At 65.2% G+C, this 20,031-nt stretch carries 15 protein-coding genes; 7 read left to right on the top strand and 8 right to left on the bottom strand.

What is annotated here, in order from left to right:
- The first annotated feature begins 106 nt into the window (after positions 1-106).
- The 7 genes from G6N54_RS10825 (at position 107) to G6N54_RS10795 (ending at position 9,648) form a co-directional block, all read left to right on the top strand.
- A complete protein-coding gene (locus G6N54_RS10825; RefSeq protein ID WP_163794654.1) occupies positions 107-1,258 on the top strand; it encodes an acyl-CoA dehydrogenase family protein in 1,152 nt (383 codons plus the stop codon).
- 88 nt (positions 1,259-1,346) lie between these two features.
- Positions 1,347-1,598 carry an LLM class flavin-dependent oxidoreductase gene (locus G6N54_RS10820; protein WP_197939584.1) on the top strand — a complete coding sequence of 84 codons (252 nt, stop codon included), beginning with the start codon at positions 1,347-1,349 and terminating at the stop codon, positions 1,596-1,598.
- Positions 1,595-1,756 (top strand): hypothetical protein, encoded by a 162-nt coding sequence (locus G6N54_RS10815; protein ID WP_163790110.1) that lies wholly within the window; start codon positions 1,595-1,597, stop codon positions 1,754-1,756. Before G6N54_RS10820 ends, G6N54_RS10815 begins: the two co-directional genes overlap by 4 nt.
- Before the next feature lie 189 nt (positions 1,757-1,945).
- On the top strand, positions 1,946-7,234 hold the full coding sequence (locus G6N54_RS10810; protein ID WP_163790108.1) for a beta strand repeat-containing protein: 5,289 nt from the start codon (positions 1,946-1,948) through the stop codon (positions 7,232-7,234).
- Between the two features lie 218 nt (positions 7,235-7,452).
- On the top strand, positions 7,453-7,929 hold the full coding sequence (locus tag G6N54_RS10805) for a helix-turn-helix domain-containing protein (protein WP_163790107.1): 477 nt from the start codon (positions 7,453-7,455) through the stop codon (positions 7,927-7,929).
- Positions 7,916-8,416, top strand: coding sequence for a hypothetical protein (locus G6N54_RS10800; RefSeq protein WP_163790104.1), 501 nt, complete (start codon positions 7,916-7,918; stop codon positions 8,414-8,416). The genes G6N54_RS10805 and G6N54_RS10800 overlap by 14 nt, the downstream gene beginning before the upstream one ends.
- Positions 8,413-9,648: a DUF6545 domain-containing protein gene (locus G6N54_RS10795; protein WP_163790103.1), complete on the top strand. Its 1,236-nt coding sequence runs from the start codon at positions 8,413-8,415 to the stop codon at positions 9,646-9,648. Before G6N54_RS10800 ends, G6N54_RS10795 begins: the two co-directional genes overlap by 4 nt.
- On the opposite strand, the gene nuoN is transcribed toward G6N54_RS10795, so the two are convergent.
- From nuoN to G6N54_RS10755, 8 genes are all read right to left on the bottom strand, one after another.
- Complete coding sequence (nuoN, locus tag G6N54_RS10790) at positions 9,575-11,170, bottom strand: NADH-quinone oxidoreductase subunit NuoN (RefSeq protein WP_163790101.1); 1,596 nt, start codon at positions 11,168-11,170, stop codon at positions 9,575-9,577. The two genes, G6N54_RS10795 and nuoN, sit on opposite strands and share 74 nt — an antisense overlap.
- Positions 11,167-12,750 carry an NADH-quinone oxidoreductase subunit M gene (locus G6N54_RS10785; protein WP_163790099.1) on the bottom strand — a complete coding sequence of 528 codons (1,584 nt, stop codon included), beginning with the start codon at positions 12,748-12,750 and terminating at the stop codon, positions 11,167-11,169. Before G6N54_RS10785 ends, nuoN begins: the two co-directional genes overlap by 4 nt.
- 78 nt (positions 12,751-12,828) lie before the next feature.
- Positions 12,829-14,715, bottom strand: a complete 1,887-nt coding sequence (gene nuoL / locus G6N54_RS10780; RefSeq protein WP_163794653.1) for an NADH-quinone oxidoreductase subunit L — start codon at positions 14,713-14,715, stop codon at positions 12,829-12,831.
- A 21-nt stretch (positions 14,716-14,736) separates the two neighbouring features.
- The gene (gene nuoK, locus G6N54_RS10775; RefSeq protein ID WP_025735676.1) at positions 14,737-15,036 is read right to left on the bottom strand and encodes an NADH-quinone oxidoreductase subunit NuoK; all 300 of its coding nucleotides are present in this window, start codon (positions 15,034-15,036) and stop codon (positions 14,737-14,739) included.
- Entirely contained in the window at positions 15,033-15,818 is a 786-nt protein-coding gene (locus G6N54_RS10770; RefSeq protein WP_163790097.1) for an NADH-quinone oxidoreductase subunit J, read from the bottom strand. Before G6N54_RS10770 ends, nuoK begins: the two co-directional genes overlap by 4 nt.
- The gene (nuoI, locus tag G6N54_RS10765) at positions 15,815-16,360 is read right to left on the bottom strand and encodes an NADH-quinone oxidoreductase subunit NuoI (protein ID WP_163790094.1); all 546 of its coding nucleotides are present in this window, start codon (positions 16,358-16,360) and stop codon (positions 15,815-15,817) included. The genes G6N54_RS10770 and nuoI overlap by 4 nt, the downstream gene beginning before the upstream one ends.
- Positions 16,353-17,612 carry an NADH-quinone oxidoreductase subunit NuoH gene (gene nuoH / locus G6N54_RS10760; protein WP_163790092.1) on the bottom strand — a complete coding sequence of 420 codons (1,260 nt, stop codon included), beginning with the start codon at positions 17,610-17,612 and terminating at the stop codon, positions 16,353-16,355. Before nuoH ends, nuoI begins: the two co-directional genes overlap by 8 nt.
- Positions 17,609-20,026, bottom strand: a complete 2,418-nt coding sequence (locus G6N54_RS10755; RefSeq protein WP_163790091.1) for an NADH-quinone oxidoreductase subunit G — start codon at positions 20,024-20,026, stop codon at positions 17,609-17,611. The genes nuoH and G6N54_RS10755 overlap by 4 nt, the downstream gene beginning before the upstream one ends.
- Between the last annotated feature and the right edge of the window lie 5 nt (positions 20,027-20,031).

Genomic DNA, 20,031 nt, shown 5'->3' with positions numbered 1-20,031 from the left:
TTCGCGCGTCCCATCGGCACGTATGACAGGTCGCGAAGACAGCACAAAATACATCAGGCAGGAGCTCAAAGATATGACTATCACCGACGGCGCGTCGATACCGGTTTTGCCACTGCTTCCCAGTGACGAGGAGAAGGCGCTCAGGGTCGCGGTCTACCGGATCGCCGCCGGCTTCGGCCCCACGTACTTCAAAGCCGTCAGCGATGCGGGACGGTCACCCGATGAGCTCTGGCGGGCGTTGGGGGACAACGGCTTCCTCGGGGAGCACCTGCCCACCGAATACGGCGGCGGCGGTCAAGGCCTGCAGGAGTTGGTGGCCGTGCTGGAAGAGACGGCCGTAGCGGGATGTCCCCTGCTCAAACTGCTTGTCTCCCCGGGCATCATCGGCACGATCGTGAACCGACACGGCACTGATAGCCAGAAGCGGAGGTGGCTACCCGGAATCGCAAGCGCCGACCTGAAGTTCTCGTTCGGACTTACCGAACCCAATGCTGGTACCAACTCTCACAACATCTCCACCGTCGCGAGCCGAAAGGGCGACAAGTACGTCGTCAACGGGCAGAAGTACTACATCTCAGGTGTCGACGACTGCGACTACCTGTTGCTGGTCACCCGCACCGGGTATGACTCCCGGGGGCGCGGTGCGTTGACACTGCTGATGGTCGACCCCAACGCCGACGGCTTAACCAAACAACCCATAGCCACCGCTCTCGATGAACCCGAGAAGCAATTCACCCTCTACTTCGACAACGTCGAAGTAGACGCGGATTGCCGAGTTGGCGCCGAAGGCGGCGGCCTCCGGGTCGCATTCGACGGACTGAACCCGGAGCGGATCCTGTCGGCCGCGGTCTCGCTAGGCCTGGCACGCTACGCCCTGGACAAAGCCTGCGAATACGCCCGAACACGTACGGTTTGGTCAGCACCTATTGGCACGCATCAAGCGATCGCTCACCCGCTGGCCCAGGGCAAAGTCAAACTCGAGCAAGCTCGGCTGATCACTCAAAAGGCGGCAGCCCTCTACGACATCGGGATGGATGCCGGCGAGGTGTCGAATATTGCCAAACTCGCCGCGGCGGAGGCCGGTGTGGGCTGTCTGGATCACGCGATCCAAGTTCACGGTGGAAACGGGTTCGCAACCGAATACGCGCTTGCCCAATTCTGGTTCCTCGCAAGGCTGCAACTCACTGCGCCCGTCTCCCGCGAGATGGTGCTGAACTATATCGCCGAGCACACGCTCAAGCTTCCGCGCTCGTACTAGGGCGTCGAGCCTTCCGGGGACGCAGCGGTCGATACGCTCGCTATTCTCACAACGAAAGTGTCTCCGCACCAGGAGATTTGGCGTCGCTGTGGACAATCCGCCAACGGTGATTGAGGACGCACGACATGCCGAGGATCGGGGATTGGATTTCTTGGGCTGCGGCGAACATCTGTTCTTCCATGGCCCCACACCCAACGCGTTCGCGATGCTCGCGGCCGCAGCCGGCGCAACCACCCGGATTCGGCTCGTCAGCTCCATCGCCCTGCCGCCGCTATATCCCGCTGCGATTGTCGCCAAGATCGCTGCCACCATCGACATCATCTGGCGATCACAACGATGATGACCAACGGCGCGGCGCCGGCTTCGGCGGTCGAGCTGAAGCTGGCCGACAATCGTTGGCGCCATGGGATTTATCGCTACGGCTTCGCACCCGCTGCACTTGCCGCGGGTCCGCTGGCGGTGTTGGCCACCTCCGTGACGGCCGCGAGTCCCTTTTGAACCGGCCGGTTCGGGGCAGGCTCGTGCCGGCACATTTATTTCAGTATATGTTGCTGCTGGTCGCGCATGCCGCTATATTTGGGCCCGAACACATATTTCGACAAGGCGCATCTCGCGAGTCCGGACCATGCCGGGCCGCAGCATTCCGTCGAACAAGTATGTCGTCATGGCTGGAAGGGAAACGGGGCCATGGATTTTGGGTTGCTGCCGCCCGAGATCAACTCCGAGTTGATGTACAGCGGGCCTGGGTCGGGCCCGCTGCTATCGAGCGCGGCGGGCTGGGACGCGTTAGCAGCCGAGTTGGAATCCGCTGCGGCCGGCTACACATCACAGATCGCGGGGCTGGCCGGACAGGCATGGTCGGGCCCGGCGTCGGTAGCGATGACCACTGCCGCGACGCCTTATGTGGAATGGTTGCAGACGAGCGCCGCTGCGGCTGGGCAGACCGCTGCCCAGGCCTATGGGGCGGCGGCGTATGAGGCGGCGTTCGCGATGACGGTGCCCCCGCCGGTGGTTGCGGCGAACCGGGCCCAGTTGATGGCGCTGATTGCGACCAACCTCCTCGGGCAGAACACCCCGGCGATCGCGGCCACCGAAGCCGAATACATGCAGATGTGGATCCAAGACGCCACCGCGATGTACGGCTACGCTACCGACTCCTCAATCACGAGCGCTCTCAAGCCGTTTGACGATCCTCCGCAGACCACCAACCAGTCGGGGCAGGCCGATCAGGCCCGCGCGGTCGCTCAGGCGACCACCAATGCCACCAGTACCCAAACCCAAACCCTCACCCAGCTTGGCTCGACAGCCAATTCAACAGTCCAGTCGGCAGCCGACTCCGCGAGCCAACCCCTCACGGTCACGTCTGGCCAGGTGTTCAACATCGGTTCGAGCGTGACCGTGGGGCCGGGCGGAACTTACAGTTCCATCACGGTCGAGTCTGGTGGTGTTCTGCACGTCATAGGCAGCGGCTCCATCACCGTAGAAAACGGCGGCACCGTCATTGTCGAATCCGGCGGCACTCTCGCCTTGAACCCCGGCGGCGGTGCCTTCCTCACCGTGGAATCCGGCGGCGCGGTCTCCCTCGAATCCGGCGCCACCCTCCAGGTCTTCCCGGGCACTACCGTCGTCGTCGAATCCGGTGGGACCCTCGTCAACAGCGGGAGCTTTCTCAACGCCGGCACTGTCATCAACTACGGCACGCTCACTATAAATCCCGGCGGTATGGTCAGCGTTTCCACCAACGGCGGCACCCTCACCAATAGCGGCATCCTGGTCAACGACGGCGGCGCCGTCACCGTTACCAACGGCGGGACCCTCACCAACAGCGGCACCCTCACCAACGGTGGCACCGTCACAGTGCAATCCGGTGGCGTCCTCACCGACTCGGGCTCCCTTACCAACAGCGGCAGCCTTACCGTCGCCGACGGCGGTACCCTCACCGACAGCGGTACTCTCACGATCGACTCGGGCGGGACGCTCACCAACAGCGGCAGCCTTACGGTCGCCGGCGGCGGTACCCTCACCGACACCGGCACCCTCAACATCAACAGCGGCGGCACCGTCACCGACTCCGGCATGCTCGCCAACGGCGGCTACCTCAGCGACTCCGGCACCCTGACCGTCGACTCCGGCGGCTATCTCATCGACGCAGGCAACCTCACCGTCAACCCCGGCGGAACCCTCACCGACTCCGGCACCCTCATCGTCAACGCCGGCGGTACCCTCACCGACTCCGGCACCGTCACGGTCAGCGACGGCAGCACGTTCACCGTCGATGGCACCCTCACGGTCGACGGCGCCCTCGACAACGGCGGCATCCTCACCGACTACGGCACCGTCACGCTCAGCGACTCCGGCACCCTCACCAACGGCGGCTCTCTCACGGTCACCGACTCCGGCGCCCTGACCATCGACAGCGGCACCCTCACGGACAGCGGTACCCTCACCATCGACAGCGGCAGCGTCACCATCGACAGCGGGGGTACCCTCACCGTCGACCCCACCGGAACCCTCACCATCAGTGGCACCATCGACGACATCAGCGGCATCCTCACCGATGGCGGTACCCTGATCGACTACGGCACCGTCAGTATCAATTCCGGCGGCAGCCTGATGGTCAGCTCCGACGGCACCCTCACCGTCTCCTCCGGCGGCACTCTCACCGACTCCGGCGCCCTCTCCTCCTCTGGCACCGTCACCATCAACTCCGGCTCCACCCTCGCGATCAATAGCGGTGGCAGTCTTACCGATTCGGGCGCCCTGACCATCGGTAGTGGCGGCACTCTCAGCGACGGCGGTACCCTCACCGTCTCCTTTGGCGGCACTCTCACCGATTCCGGCACGCTGACCATCACCAGCGGAGGCACCCTGACGGACGCTGGCACCGTCATGGTCAGCGACGGCAGCACTCTGAGCGACAGCGGCACCCTCACCGTCAACTCTGGCGGCGCCCTTACCGACAGCGGCACCGTGACCGTCAACTCGGGCGGCACCCTCACCAACGGCGGCACCGTCACGGTGGGCGGCAACATCAACACCGGCGGCATCCTCACCGTCGGCGCCGATGGCACCCTGACCAACAACGACGTTCTCACCGTTGGCACCGATGGAGTCCTCATCGTCAACAATGGCGGCACCGTCACCCTCAACGCCGACAGCGGCCTCACCGTCGGCACCGGCGGCACCCTGACCCTCAACGGCGGTGGCACCCTCACCGACAGCGGCAGCCTCACCGTCAACTCGGGCGGTTTCCTCACCGACGGCGGCACGCTCACCGTCGATTCCGGCGGCACACTCATGGACGGCGGCACCCTCACGATTAGCGGTGGCGGTGCCCTCACCAACTCCGGCACCGTTCTCGACTCGGGTAGTCCCACCGTCAGCTCGGGCGGCATGCTGACAGATTCTGGCACTCTCACCATTAATAGCGGCGGCACGCTGACGGACTCGGGCGCACTCACCGTCGGCAGTGGTGGCACCGTCACTGTCGACTCCGGTGGCACTGTCACCGACGGCGGCACTCTCACCAACACCGGTGGCGTCACCGTTAATACCGGTGGCGCCCTCAACGTCAACGGCGGCGTCGTCAACGACTCCGGCATTCTCGCCATCCACAACGGTGCCGTCCTCGACGAGTACGGCACCCTCAACGAATACGGCACCCTCAACAACGCCGGCACCCTCACCGTCAGCGACGGCAGCTCCCTCACCGTCCAACCCGGCGGCGTCGTCAACGACTCCGGCACCCTCGCCATCCAAAGCGGCGGCACCCTCACTAACAGTGGCGGCCTCACTATTAACGGCGGCACCTTGAACGACGCCGGCATCCTCACCGTCAACAACGGCGCCACGCTCACGGACGGCGGCGCCCTTAACATCCAAAGCACTGGCACCCTCACTAATGGCGGCGCCCTGGCCATCAATCACGGCGCCACTCTCACCGCCTCCGGCACTCTCACCAACAGCGGCGCCCTGAGCGATTACGGCACCCTGGCCGTCAACCCCGGTGGCACGCTTGGCGATTACGGCACCGTGACCGTCCAATCCGGCGGCACCCTCAACAACGCCGGCGCTGTCACCGTCAACCCCGGTGCCAGCCTCACCGACAGCGGCACCCTCACCAATGCCGGCACTGTCAATAATGCCGGCGCCGTCACTATCGACCCCCTCGCCAGCCTCACCAACAACGGCGCCTTCGTCAACAACAACGCTCTGACCGTCAACCCCGGTGCCGTCTTGATCAACAACGGCACCCTGATCAATAGCGGTAACCTCACCGACAGTGGCAACCTCACTGACTACGGCACCCTTACCATCACCGACGGCGGCAACCTCGACATCGGCCCCACCAGCTACCTCACCGTCAACGCTGGCGGCAACCTCACCATCGACGACGGCACCCTCACTAACACCGGCGGTCTGCTCAGCGACGAGGGGACGCTGACCGTAAACGGCAACGGCTACCTCAGCGTTACTGGCCACGGTTCCCTCAACGTCACCCACGGCGCCGTCCTCAACGACTACGGCAGCGTTACCGTCCAGCCCGCCGGCGTCCTCAACGATTCCGGCACCATCACCGTCCAACCCGGCGGTACTCTCACCGATTCCGGCACCCTCACCGTCAGCTCCGGCGGCACCATCGCCGACGGCGGCACCCTCACCATCAATTCCGGCGGTATCCTTATCGATTCGGGAAACCTCACTGTCAACAGCGGTGGCGCTCTCAACGACACCGGCACCCTCACTGTGAACGGCGGCGGCACCCTGTCGGTCAACTCTGGGGGAGTTCTCAACGACTACGGCACCCTTACCGTCCAAGCCGGCGGGACTCTCCATGACGCCGGCACGCTCACCGTTGACACCGGTGGCGTTGTCACCGACGGCGGCACGATCTCCATTCAGCCCGGTGGTGTCTTCGACGACTACGGCACTCTGACCGTTAATAGCGGTGGCACTCTTACCGATTCGGGGACCCTTACCGTTGACACGGGTGGCGTTGTCACCGACGGCGGCACCCTTGCCGTCCAAGCTGGCGGCACACTCAATGACACGGGGACCCTGACCGTCGACACCGGTGGCGTTGTCAACGATGGCGGCACGATCTCCGTCGAATCCGGCGGCGTCCTCAACGACTACGGCACGCTCACCGTCCAGGCTGACGGCACCCTGACCAACACCGGCACCCTCACCGTCGACCCGGGCGGCGTCCTCAGCGACTACGGGACCCTCACGGTGAACGCCGGGGGATCCCTCAGCGACTACGGCACTCTCACCGTCGATTCCGGCGGCGTCCTCAACGATTACGGCACCCTGACCGTCGATTCCGGTGGCGTTCTCAATGACTACGGCACGCTCACGGTGAACGCCGGCGGATCCCTCAGCGACTACGGCACGCTCGGCGACTACGGAACCCTCACCGTCCGACCCGACGGCGCCCTCGCCGTCCAAGGCGGCGGCGTCCTCAACGACGCCGGCGCCCTGACCAACGGTGGCAATCTGACCAACAGCGGCACCCTGATCCTCTACGACGGCAGCACCTTGACCGTTGAGTCCGGTGGCGTGATCACGCTCGATGACGGCGGCATCCTCACAGTCGAGTCCGGCGGTGCCATCACGCTCGACCCCGGCACCGTCCTGACCGTCGGCGATGGTGGCACCCTTGCTATCAACGGCGGTGGTTATCTCACGGTCAACGCCGGCAGCACCGTCCCCGTCGAATCCGGGGGCACGCTGACCGTCGGTCCCGGCGATATCGTCACCGTCGGCCCTGGTGGCTTCGCCGGCCGCGGCGGGTTCTTCGGCCCCGTTACCGTGGCTCCCGGGACTCTACCGACGCCCCCGGCTCCCGCAGCTCAGCCGGAACTCCTTAGCTTGTTGGCCGCGCCAGGCCTGTCGGGAACCTCGGGAATCCAACCCCAGCTCAACGTCGACGCCCTCTTGGACGCGCTCGATGCGCTGTCGTACACCGTTGACTGACCGGGCTGATCGAGCGGACCGCCATATCGACGACGAAACTCAAACCGATTCGGTCCTGGAGGATGGCGACCGGTAGGTAGTCGGCCCCTTGGGTTGGGGGCAACACCGAGAATTGGCGTAGGTCAACGGGACCGGCGGGCCGAATAACGACCCAGCCGATTTCCCGCATCCTGCCTTAACATGGGTGTACGAGTGGGGGTGTCGGTGTGAACGGAGGTATGGTGACCCGGCGTCGAACCAGCACGGACGGCCAAGTTTCCACAACGGATTTGGCGGACAAGCTCAACAAGTTGTTCGAGGTCATGCATAGCCCATCGGAGCCGGTGCTATCGAATGCCGCTGCTGCCGAGGCCATTACGGAAAAGACTGGCGTTTCGATCAGTCCGGCGTACTTGTGGCAGCTGCGCAGCGGACTGAAAACCAATCCGACGGTGGCGCATCTACGTGCGATCGCGGAGTTTTTCGGTGTGTCTGCATCGTATTTGATCGATGCGGAGGTTGACGAACACCTCGAAGCGCAGCTGGGCCTGTTGCAAGCACTGCGCGATGCGGGCGTGCGGGATCTGGCCACGCGCGCTTCCGGGCTAACGGGTGCGGCGCTTACCAATCTAGTGGCGATGGTCGACCATGTCCGCGAGCTGGAGAAGCTGCCTCCTCTCGAGCCGGCACCTGGGGGCGGAGATGACCACTCCTGACACCGAATTGCTGGCGCTAGCCCGCCGGATGCCGATCCCTGTGCCGTGGGACCGTCACCAGTTCGTGGACAATGTGGCCCGGATGCGGGGCCGACCGATTCGCCTAATACCAACACCCACACCGGCGCTTGCCGGTAGCCCGTGCGGTTTGTGGCTAAAACGCGACACCGACGATGTGATCGTCCACGACATCGGCACCTCCGAGTACCACATGGACCAGATCGTCTGCCACGAAATTGGGCACATGGTGCTCGGCCACGACCAGCCGCACATTAGTGAGCCTCCGGGCTCTGCGCACAGCCGCATGTGCGCCACGCTGCTGCCTGACCTCGACCCGGCCACCGTGCGATCGGTGTTGGGCCGCACCGACTACGCCAGTGCCCAGGAACGTGACGCCGAGACGTTCGCCTCGGTCCTGATGATTGCCGCCGCCGATGCCGGTGCGCAACGCTCGGTCATGCGCAGCGTGTTCTTCCGCTCGCGATGACCAGCACCGTGCCCCCGGCGGTCGCTTGGCCGCTGATCCTGTTCATGGCGATCGTCGTGGTCTCGCGCTACGTGTGGTTCAACACGAGTCTGTATGACACCTATCTGAATAACACGCTGGCGATCCTGCTGACGGCCCAGCTGCTGCGCGAGCACGTTGTCCAACAACTGCTTTCGGATGCTGCGCTGATCACCGTCACCACCGCACAGCAACTGGCGGCGGTGGTCCTGGTCTTCGGCAGCACGGAATTCATCGGTTTCACGATGATGTGGTCAGGACTATCTGGACCCGACATCCGCCGTCGACATCGCTACTACCGTTGTGCGGCAATACTATTGGTGATCGGCTATCTCGTTGCGGCAGCACGGGCCCGGATCGCGGCAGAGCCCGTCGAAGTTTGCGGCGGGTGGGATGGAGTGCTCGCTTATTGTTTCTATTCGACGATGTTCCTCGTGTTGGTCGTCCAACTGATGCGACTGAGCATCCGGGAGCTGACCCGCCGGGGTGCGCCGCGTCGCGAACGCCTGATCGCCGCCTGCGGGGTGGCATTGGCACTGGCCATCGGATGGGTCACCCTAGAATCGCTGCTACTGCTGGTGTTTGAACAGCTGGGGTGGCTGCATACCGGCGCGTACCGGGTCAAAGTCCACGGCGTGTACTTTTTCTGGGAAGCCGTCGGCTGTACCGCGCTCGCCGCGGTCCCGTGCCTGCTGGCGATTATCGCCCGTGGCGGGCTGGATCCCGTTAGTCGGCAATGGCGCAAACTGCAACCGCTGCGGAACAGCCTGCGCCAAGCCGCGCCGGAGAGTTCGTTCGATTTGCAGCAAGACGGTGTCCGGCGCCGTAAGACGACACTGCAACTCCATCAGACGGTCGTCGAAATACGGGATCTCATATTGCAGCTACGGCCCTACGCGCGTGACGTCTCCTCGCACCAAGTCGATGAATTCGTCGCGGCGCATTCCATCCCCTCGACCGATCGCGACACGGCGACCCTGGCCCTGCAATTAGCCCACGCGGCCGACGCCAAAGCCTCGGGACTCGCTGCCCAACGAATCGATGCAACGCACATCGTCACCTCCCGGGCAACAACCCTCGAGCAGGAAACCCGCGAATTGGTGCAGCTGGCCAAGTGGTGGCCTGCTGCCGCGTCTGCAATTACTGCAGCAACTGTGCGGCGCGATCGGCGAGGTCGAGCAGCGGTTGCGGGAAGATCCCCAGAATCACGGTGATCGCGGCACAGAGCGCGATCGCGATCTTGCTCAGGATGCCCGGGGCCACGACCTGTGGGGTGTTGTCGGCCGGTTCGGTGAAGAACATCAGCACGATCACCCGCACGTAGAAATACGCGGCGACTCCGCTGGCGATCACACCGATGATGACCAACGGCACGGCGCCACCTTGGGCGGCGGCCTTGAACACCGTGAGCTTGCTGATGAATCCACTGGTTAACGGGATACCGGCAAAGGCTAGCAAGAACATCGAAAGCATCACGCCCACAATGGGAGAACGCTGCCCAAGCCCGGCCCAGTGCGACAGTCTTGCGTCCTCGATGCCGTCGGAGTTGCGAATCAGACCGACGATGGCGAACGCGCCGACCGTGCTGAAGCTGTAGGCCACCAGGTAGAACAAGGTCGCCGCAAGACCGGCCTGGTTGTCGGCGATCACACCGGTGAGGATGAAACCGACGTGGGCGACCGACGAATAGGCCAGCATACGTTTGACGTCGACCTGGTTGACCGCGGTGACGGTGCCGACGGCCATCGTCAGGATTGCGATCGACCACAGCACGGGACGCCACTCGTGGTGCAGTGGCGGCAACGCGACGTAGACGACTCGCAGCAGTGCGCCGAATGCCGCGACCTTGGTGGCCGCCGCCATGAAACCGGTGATCGGCGTCGGTGCGCCCTGATACACGTCGGGAATCCACGAGTGGAATGGCACCGCACCCACTTTGAACAGCAGACCGACCGACAGCAGCGCGACGCCGACCAACGCCATCGAGCTATCACCATGGGCGGCAAGCGCATCCCGGATGCCGGGCAGCAAAAGCGTTCCGGTAGCGCCGTAGAGCAGCGCCACGCCGTAGAGGAAGAACGCCGAGGAGAAGGCGCCCAGCAGGAAGTACTTCATCGCCGCTTCCTGCGACAGCAGCCGGCGGTGACGCGCCAGACCGCACATCAGGTACAGCGGCAGCGACAGCACTTCCAGCGCGACGAACATCGTCAAGAGGTCATTGGCCGCGGGGAACACCATCATGCCGCCGACGGACAGCATTAGGAGCGGGAAGAGTTCGGTCTGGGTGGCCCCGGCCCGTTCGGCCTCACGTTCGGCGTCGCTGCCGGGCACCGCGGACGCCTGCGGGGTGAACGCGTCCAAGCCGGAAGCCGGTCCGGACACTCCTGCGGCGACCTTCACTTTGTTGGCGGTGGCGGCGATGTTGCTGCGCTCGGCGATGAAGATGACGGCCAGCACGGCCACCAGCACGACGGTGCCTTGCAGATACAGCGCCGGCCGGTCGATGGCCACTGCGCCCAACACCGCGCTGCGACCCGACGCCGGAAGGGATCGGCTGACCGCGATGTCGGCGACGAACGCCCCGATCAAACCACCGAGGGCCAGGGTCACCTGGGATACGTAGCGAATGTTCCTGGGTACGAACGCTTCAACCAGTACGCCGACCACCGCGATACCAAAGACGATGAGCATCGGGCACAGCAGGAAGTACTCGATGCTGGGGGTGGGAAGGGTCATTGGTGCGGTCCTTCGGCTGTACCGGGGGTCGCCCTCAAAACGGGGCGGGTCACGCTCGGCGCGGGATCATGCTGGCCGATGGTGATCATGGTGTGGTCCACGGCGGGATTGATGATGTCGAGCACCGGCTTGGGATAGACGCCGAAGACGAACAGCAGCGCCAGCAGCGGTGCGACGACGATCAGTTCGCGCAGCCGTAGATCGGTGATTTTCTGATTGCCTTCGGCCACCGGCCCGGTCATCACCCGCTGGTAGAGCCAGAGCATGTAGATCGCCGCCAGCACCAGCGCGGTGACCCCAAGCGCGCCGGCGAGCCAGTACCGGTTGAAAGTGCCCAGTAGGACCAGGAATTCGCTGATGAACGGCGCGAGGCCGGGCAGCGACAGCGTGGCCATCGCCGAGACCAGGAAGGTGCCGGCCAGCACCGGCGCCACCTTCTGCACCCCGCCGTAGTCCGCGATCAACCTGCTGCCGCGCCGGCTGACCAGGAATCCCGCGATCAGGAACACCGCCGCGGTCGACAGGCCGTGGTTGAGCATGTACAGCGTCGAACCGCTCTGTCCCTGGGTCGTCATCACGAAAATGCCGGCGATGATGAACCCGAAGTGCGAGATCGAGGTGTAGGCGATCAGCCGCATCATGTCTTTTTGCCCGATCGCGACGATCGCGCCGTAGATCACCCCGATGATGGCCAACGTCACGATCAGCGGGCGGAAATACGTTGAGGCGTCGGGGAACAACTGCAGGCAGTAGCGCAGCATCCCGAACGTACCGACCTTGTCCATCACCGCGGTGATCAAGACCGCGGTCGCCGGAGTGGCCTCGACGCACGCGTCGGGCAGCCAGCGATGGAACGGCCAGAGCGGGGCCTTGACGGCGAAGGCGAACATGAAGCCCAGGAACAGCGCCTTGAACACCGCGGGGTCCACTCCGGCAAAACGGCCCGAGGAGATGCCGGTCACGATTTCGCGGAAGTCGAATGTGCCCGAACCATGTTGTGCCGTCACCACATACAACCCGATCACCGCGGCCAGCATGATCAGGCCGCCGAACAGGTTGTACAGCAAGAACTTCACCGCGGCCTTCGACCGCCCGGCTCCCTTGCCGAACCCGCCGATCAGGAAGTACATCGGGATCAGCATGGCCTCGAAGAACACGTAGAACAGCAGGACGTCGAGGGCGATCACCGAGATCAGCACCATCGACTCGATGGCCAGTGTCAGCGCGACGTAAGCCTGTGGTCCCCGGGCGCTCTCGCCGCCGTCGTTCCATCCGGCCACCAGCAGCAGCGGGATCAGGATGGCGGTCAGCAACACCAGGATGACCGCGATGCCGTCGACGCCCAGGTTGTAGCAGGCGCCGAACGCCGGAATCCAGGGATGCTTTTCCCGGAATTGGTAAGGGGCGCCACCGGTTTTGAAACCGAGCGCGACGACGAGCGCCACCGCCAGTGTCAGGACACTGACCACCACGCCGGTCCACTTGGCGAGCTGCTTCAGGCCGGGCGGCAGCAGGATGGTGAGCACCGAACCTGCCAGCGGTACCAGCCACAGCACCGAGAGCCACGGAACGCTAGTCATGAGCGCCGCTCCTCTCCCCCGCAAGCGGGAGGTACCCCCACATCGCTCTGTTGCTCTGCATCGTCGCAGCGCGCGAGCTCACCACAGTTGCACCGCCAGGATGGCCGCGACCAGTAGGGTGGCGCCCGCCAGCATCGACAACGCGTAGGAGCGCGCGAAGCCGGTTTGCAGGCCCCGCAGGCGATTCGAGGTTCGGCCGACCAACGCGGCCAGCGCGTTGACCGAGCCGTCCACACCCGCGTCGTCGGCTTCGACCAGCGCGTCGGTCAACTGCGCGCCAGGGCGCATGAATACCTCCTCGTTGAAGGCGTCGCCGTACAGGTCTCTGCGTGCGGCCGTGGTGAGTGCCGACGCCTGGACGGGAGCAACTCTGGGAATCTCAGCCCTGCCGTACTTCTGATAAGCCACTGCGATTCCAACCGCGACCACGCCGAGCGCCAGCGCGGTGTTGACCCAGGCCGGAAGCGGGTGCGTGCTTTCTTCGTGCGCTCCGACAACCGGTTCCAGCCAGTGCGGCAGGGTGCCCCCGATGGCGAACAGGCCGCCGGACAATACCGAGCCGAAGGCGAGCAGGATCATCGGCCCGCTCATCAGGGCGGGTGCCTCGTGCGGGTGGCTGCCTGGCGCCCAACGCTTTTCGCCGAAGAAGGTCATCAGCATCACCCGGGTCATGTAGAACGCGGTAATGCCCGCGCCCAGCAGCGCGGCCCCGCCCAGGGTGTAGCCGCGGACGCCGCCGGCGCCCAATGCCGCCTCGATGATCGCGTCCTTGGAGTAGAAGCCCGCGAACGGCGGCACGCCGATGATTGCCAGGTAGCCCAGGCCGAAGGTGATGAACGTGACGGGCACGGCGGCACGCAGCCCGCCGTAGCGGCGCATGTCCTGTTCTTCGTGCATCGCGTGGATGATCGAGCCCGACCCGAGGAATAGGCCGGCCTTGAAGAAGCCATGGGTGAGCAGGTGCATGATCGCGAACGCGTAACCGGCGGGTCCGAGTCCCGCGGCCAGCACCATGTAGCCGATCTGGCTCATCGTCGACGCCGCCAGCGCGCGCTTGATGTCGTCCTTCGCGCAGCCGATGAACGCTCCGAACATCAGCGTTACGGCGCCGACGATGACGACGCCGAGTTGCGCTCCGGGAGCGAGGTTGTAGAGCGGATTGGACCGCACGATCAGGTACACGCCGGCGGTCACCATGGTCGCCGCGTGGATCAGCGCGGACACCGGGGTGGGGCCCTCCATCGCGTCACCCAACCAGGCCTGTAGCGGAACCTGCGCTGACTTGCCGCAGGCGCCCACCAACAGCAGCAATCCCATCGCCGTCAGCACGCCACGGCCGGCCGCCGGGGCGCCGGCGAAAACACCGGCGTACGACAGCGTTCCGAACGTGCTGAACATGATGAACATGGCCAGAGCCAGGCCGGCGTCGCCGACCCGGTTCATCACGAACGCCTTCTTGGCGGCAGTGGCCGCCGACGGCTTGTGATACCAGAAGCCGATCAACAGGTAGGACGCCAGTCCGACGCCTTCCCAGCCGACGTAGAGCATCAGGTAGTTGTCGGCAACGACCAGCAGCAGCATCGCGGCCAGGAACAGGTTGAGGTATCCGAAAAACCTTCGGCGGTCCGGGTCTTCGGCCATGTAGGCGACCGAGTAGATGTGGATCAGCGACCCCACGCCGGAGATCAGCAACACGAAACAGATTGACAACTGGTCGATCTGCAACCCGAAGTCGACCTGGAATTGGTCTACCGGGATCCAGGTGAACACCGTCTGGTGGATGGTGCGGTGCTCACTGTCGCGGCTCAGCAAGTCCGACAGCAGCGTGGCGCCCACCCCGAACGCCCCCAGTGCGGCGATGACGCCCAGCCAATGCCCCCATGGGTCGGCGCGTCTGCCGCCGAACAGCAAGATTGTGGCACCCGCCAGCGGTAGTGCCACGAGCAACCAGGTCAAGTGTGCGATGTTTGTCACGGCGGCGTTCTTCTACCCTTTGAGTAGGTTCGCGTCGTCGACCGACGCCGATTTGCGGGCACGGAAAATCGTCATGATGATGGCCAGGCCGATGACGACCTCGCACGCGGCCACCACCATCGTGAAGAACGCGATCATCTGGCCGTCCAGGTGGCCGTGCATGCGCGCGAAGGTGACGAACGCCAGGTTCACCGCGTTGAGCATCAACTCGACGCACATGAACATCACGATGGCGTTGCGGCGCAACAGCACACCGGAGGCGCCGATCGTGAACAGCAGTGCCGAAAGGTAAAGGTAGTTAGCCGGATTCACGATGCACCGCCTTTGATGGCTTGCCGGCGGGGAGTTTCTTTGCCGTCCGCGCCGCGGGTTCGCAGCATGCTCGACACCGAGTCGTCCGCGTACGAGCCGTCGGGCAGCAGCGCCGCCACGTCCACCGCGTTGTGGCGTGCGTACACGCCGGGGTTGGGCAGCGGGGTCGGGCGGCCCGAACGGAACCGCTCCTCGGAAAGCTCGCGCTGCGTCTTGCGCCGTTCGAACCGCTCGCGGTGCGCGAGCACCATCGCCCCGACCGCGGCGGTGATCAGCAGCGCGCTGGTCAGCTCGAACGCCCACAGATAACGCGAAAAGATCAGTGCCGCCAGGCCTTCGACGTTGCCGTTGGCGTTCGCGGTGGTCAGCCCGACGAAGCCCCCGGTCGTCACCTTGCCGATCGCCGCGACCAGCAGAATGCCGAATCCGACCCCGGTGACCACCGCGGCGACGCGCTGTCCGCGCAGCGTTTCCTTCAACGATTCCGCGGAGTCCACGCCGATCAGCATCAGCACGAACAAGAACAGCATCATCACCGCGCCGGTGTAGACGACGACCTGGACCACACCCAGGAACAGTGCGTCCTGGATCATGTAGAAGATCGCCAGGATGATCATCGTCATCGCCAGGAACATCGCCGAGTACACGGCGTTGACGGCCGTGACCACTCCGATCGCGCCGATCACGGCCAGCGCGCCCAGCAACCAGAAGGCCACCGCTTCGCCGGTGGAGGTGCGAACGATGACATCGGTCGCCAAGTTGGTGGCAAGTACGGCGGTCACCGTGCGTCCCCGCTCTTTTGGTTGACGCGCAAGCCATCCGCCGTGACGTTGCCCTGGTAGTAGTCCTTGTCGGTGGCACCCTCGGTCCGCGGGTGCGGCGGCGCGAGCATGTTCTGCAGCAGCGGCGCGAGCAACCGGTCCTTCTCGTAGATCAGGTCGGCGCGGTTGTCGTCGGCCATTTCGTAGTCGTTGGTCATCGTCAGCGCGCGCGTGGGGCACGCCTCGATGCACAGACCGCAGCCGATGCAGCGCAGATAGTTGATCTGGTAGACCCGGCCGTAACGCTCACCCGGCGAAAACCTTGCCTCGTCGGTGTTGTCGGCGCCCTCGACGTAGATCGCGTCGGCCGGGCAGGCCCAGGCGCACAGCTCGCAGCCGATGCACTTCTCCAGCCCGTCGGGATACCGGTTGAGCTGATGACGGCCGTGATAGCGCGGGGCGACCGGGCCGGGTTTCTCCGGATACTCCTCGGTGACAGTCTTTTTGAACATCGCGGCGAATGTCACGCCGAATCCGGCCACGGCGTCGAGGAATTTAGCCATGTGCTGTCTCCTTGCTCGCACCCGACGCCGTCAGCGCTTTGCCCGGCAGCGGTGGCGTCGGGAATGCCGGTGGCGGCGGTAGGGCGTCGCTACGCTTGCGAAGTTCTCGCGCCAGTGCGCGATTGGCCGGTGTGGTGCTGAATGGCTTGCGCAGCAACATAATCAGCGCCACGGCGAAGACGAGGCTGCAGACCACCAGCAGGGGAGTCCAATACGCGTAGCCCTGGTTGCGCAGCGTGCGGATCACCGCCGCGATCAGCACCCAGACCAGGGACGCGGGGATCAGGAGTTTCCAGCCCAACGCCATGAACTGGTCGTAACGCAGCCGGGGCAGGCTGGCTCGCAGCCACATGTAGATGAACAGGAAAGTCCACATCTTGAGGGTGAACCAGAGCACCGGCCACCAGCCGCTGTTGGCGCCATCCCACATGTTCAGCGGCCATGGGGCGTGCCAACCGCCGAAGAACATCAGCGTCGCGAGCGACGAAACCGTCATCATGTTGACGTATTCGGCCAGCATGAACATCGCGAACTTCAGCGACGAGTACTCGGTGTGGAAGCCGGCGACCAGTTCGCCCTCGGCCTCGGGCAAATCGAAGGGGGCGCGGTTGGTTTCGCCGACCATCGAGATCAGGTAGATGATGAATGACGGCAGCAGCAGGAATACGTACCAGACGCCATCCTGCGCCTTGATGATTCCGGACGTCGACATGGTCCCCGCGAACAGGAAGACCGCCGCGAACGACAGCCCCATCGACACCTCGTAGGAGATGACCTGCGCGGTGGATCGCACCCCGCCCAGCAGCGGGTATGTCGAGCCGGATGCCCAGCCGCCCAGCACGATGCCGTAGACGCCTATCGCCGACAGCCCCAGGATAAACAGCACCGCGGCCGGCATGTCGGTCAGTTGCAACGGGGTGCGGTGTCCGAACACCGATACCTCGGGACCGAACGGGATGAACGCGAACGCGGTGAACGCGGGGATCGTCGAGATGACCGGTGCCGCCATGTAGACGAACCAGTCGACGCCGCGGGGAGTGATGCTTTCCTTGAGCGCCAGCTTGATCCCGTCGGCCAGGCTCTGCAAGGCGCCCCACGGGCCCGCCCGGTTAGGGCCGGGCCGCAGCTGCATCCAGCCAAGGATCTTGCGCTCGAGCAGGATTGCGAGCAATACGTTCAGCATCAGGAACACGAAGATGGCGAGCGCCTTGCCGAGCACCAGCCACCAGGGGTCATGCCCGAAGTCGCTCATTTGCCCACTCCGATCTTCACGACGTTGCCGATCGTGACGCCCAGCTGCCGCTGCACCGCGGACCCCGGCGAGTTCAGCGGCAGCCACACCACCCGGTCGGGCATGTCAGTGATGGCCAGCGGCAAGCTGATTGATCCGCGCGGCGTGCTGACCGTGACGGTGTCGCCCTCGGCCGCGCCGATCTCGGTCGCGGTGCCGGCCGACAGCCGCGCGACGGGCTTGCGTGCCGTTCCCGCCAGATGCGGTTCGCCGTCTTGAGCCCGGCCGTTGTCGAGCATCATCCGCCAGCCGGTGAGTACGGCTTCGCCCTTGGCGGGCTGCGGCGGCTCCGGTGCCTGGACCGTTGCGCCGCTGGCGCGCTCACCCTCCCAGTTGCCCAGCGCCGAGATTTGTTCGCGGGGCGCCTGGACGCCGGTCATGCCCAGGTAGACGCCCATTTCGTCGGCCAGCGTGTCGAGCACCTGATGATCGGACTGGGTGGCCCGCTGGGTGCTGCCGTGCAGGGCAGGTTCGAAGGGCCGGAAACGGCCTTCCCAGTTGACGAATGCACCGGCCTTCTGGGTGGTGGGCGCGACCGGGAACACCACGTCGGCGCGTTCGGTGACCTCGCTGTGCCGCAGTTCCAGGCTGACCACGAAGTTCGCCTTGTCCAGCGCCGCGAGTACCGCATCGGGATCAGCGAAGTCGGCGGGCTCGATACCGCCGACCAGCAACGCGCCCAGGCTTCCGTCCGCCGCGGCGGCCAGGATGCCGTCCACGTCACGCCCGGCGGCGGATGGCAATTCGTCGACGTTCCACGCCGCGGCCACTTCGGCGCGCTGGGTTTCGTCGGCGACCAGGCGACCACCGGGCAGCAGCCCGGGCAATGCGCCGGCTTCCAGCGCGCCGCGTTCACCGGCGCGGCGCGGCACCCAGGCCAGCCGGGCCCCGGTGGCATCGGCGAGCCGGGCCGCCGCGGACAATCCGCCCGGCACCGTGGCCAGGCGTTCGCCGACCATGATGACCGCTCCGGTCTTCGACAACAGCTCGCCCACCTCGCCGGTGGCCAGGCCGTCCAGCATGGCCGGTTCGGCGCCGGGCACGGTCTGCAGCAGCCGGCCCGACATCTTCGTCAGCGCGCGAGTGGCGAACGGTGCCACCGCGTAGATCGGCACGCCGCGCTTGCGGGCGGCCTTGCGCAGCCGCAGGAACACGATCGGTGCCTCGTCCTCGGGCTCCAACCCGACCAGCACGACCACCGGCGCGGATTCCAAATCGGCGAAGCTGACCGTGAGCGGCTGACCCGCGATGCGGGCTGCCAGGAACTCCGCCTCTTCGGCCGAACAGGGACGGGCGCGGAAGTCAATATCGTTGGTGTCCAACACGATTCGTGCGAACTTTGAGTAGGCGTAGGCGTCTTCCCAGGTGCCTCGACCGCCGACGAGTACGCCGGTGCGGCCGCGGGCCGCCTCGAATGCCTGGGTGGCCGCCACGATCGCGTGCGCCCACGATGCCGGCTGTAGCGTGCCGTCGGCGTCCCGGACCAGGGGAGTGGTGAGCACGTCGGGCTGGGTGTCGTAGCGGAAAGCCCACCGGCCCTTGTCGCAGTTCCACTCCTCGTTGACCTCGGGGTCGTCACCGGCAAGACGGCGCAACACCTTGCCGCGGCGGTGGTCGGTGCGCTCGGCGCAGCCGCCGGCGCAGTGCTCGCACACGCTGGGGCTGGAGACCAGATCGAAAGGGCGCGCCCGGAATCGGTAGGCGGTGCCGGTCAGGGCGCCCACCGGGCAGATCTGCACGGTGTTGCCCGAGAAGTAGGAGTCGAACGGCTCGTTGGCGTAGATGCCGACCTGTTGCAGGGCGCCGCGCTCCTGCATGTCTATGAACGGATCGCCGGCGATCTGCTCGGAGAACCGCGTGCAGCGCGCGCACAGGATGCACCGTTCGCGGTCCAGCAGCACCTGCGAGGAGATGTTGATCGGCTTGGCGAAGGTGCGCTTGACGTCTTCGAATCGAGAATCGGTGCGACCGTTGGACATTGCCTGGTTCTGCAGCGGACATTCGCCGCCCTTGTCGCACATCGGGCAGTCGAGCGGGTGGTTGATCAGCAGCAGCTCCATCACGCCGTGCTGCGCCTTGTCCGCGGCCTCGGAGGTCAGCTGGGTGCGCACCACCATGTCTTCGGTGCAGACGATCGTGCACGACGCCATCGGCTTGCGCTGACCCTCGACCTCGACCATGCACTGGCGGCAGGCGCCGACCGGATCCAGTAGCGGATGATCACAGAACCGGGGAATCTGGATGCCCATCAACTCGGCCGCGCGAATCACCAGTGTTCCTTTGGGAACCGTGATTTCGTTGCCATCGATGGTGAGCTTGACCATGTCGGGCGGCGTCGTCTCGCCACCGGTCTCGGTTTTGGCCGCACTTGTCATGAGCG

Origin of the sequence: Mycobacterium stomatepiae (assembly GCF_010731715.1) — a bacterium.
Taxonomy (GTDB): domain Bacteria; phylum Actinomycetota; class Actinomycetes; order Mycobacteriales; family Mycobacteriaceae; genus Mycobacterium; species Mycobacterium stomatepiae.
This window is presented reverse-complemented; position numbering and strand designations above follow the sequence as displayed.

Coding starts and splice junctions, on each gene's coding strand:
- nuoN (WP_163790101.1), bottom strand. CDS start 11,170: ATGACCCTTCCCACCCCCAGCATCGAGTACTTCCTGCTGTGCCCGATG.
- G6N54_RS10815 (WP_163790110.1), top strand. CDS start 1,595: ATGATGACCAACGGCGCGGCGCCGGCTTCGGCGGTCGAGCTGAAGCTG.
- nuoI (WP_163790094.1), bottom strand. CDS start 16,360: ATGGCTAAATTCCTCGACGCCGTGGCCGGATTCGGCGTGACATTCGCC.
- G6N54_RS10810 (WP_163790108.1), top strand. CDS start 1,946: ATGGATTTTGGGTTGCTGCCGCCCGAGATCAACTCCGAGTTGATGTAC.
- G6N54_RS10800 (WP_163790104.1), top strand. CDS start 7,916: ATGACCACTCCTGACACCGAATTGCTGGCGCTAGCCCGCCGGATGCCG.
- G6N54_RS10755 (WP_163790091.1), bottom strand. CDS start 20,026: ATGACAAGTGCGGCCAAAACCGAGACCGGTGGCGAGACGACGCCGCCC.
- G6N54_RS10795 (WP_163790103.1), top strand. CDS start 8,413: ATGACCAGCACCGTGCCCCCGGCGGTCGCTTGGCCGCTGATCCTGTTC.
- nuoH (WP_163790092.1), bottom strand. CDS start 17,612: ATGAGCGACTTCGGGCATGACCCCTGGTGGCTGGTGCTCGGCAAGGCG.
- G6N54_RS10785 (WP_163790099.1), bottom strand. CDS start 12,750: ATGACTAGCGTTCCGTGGCTCTCGGTGCTGTGGCTGGTACCGCTGGCA.
- G6N54_RS10805 (WP_163790107.1), top strand. CDS start 7,453: ATGGTGACCCGGCGTCGAACCAGCACGGACGGCCAAGTTTCCACAACG.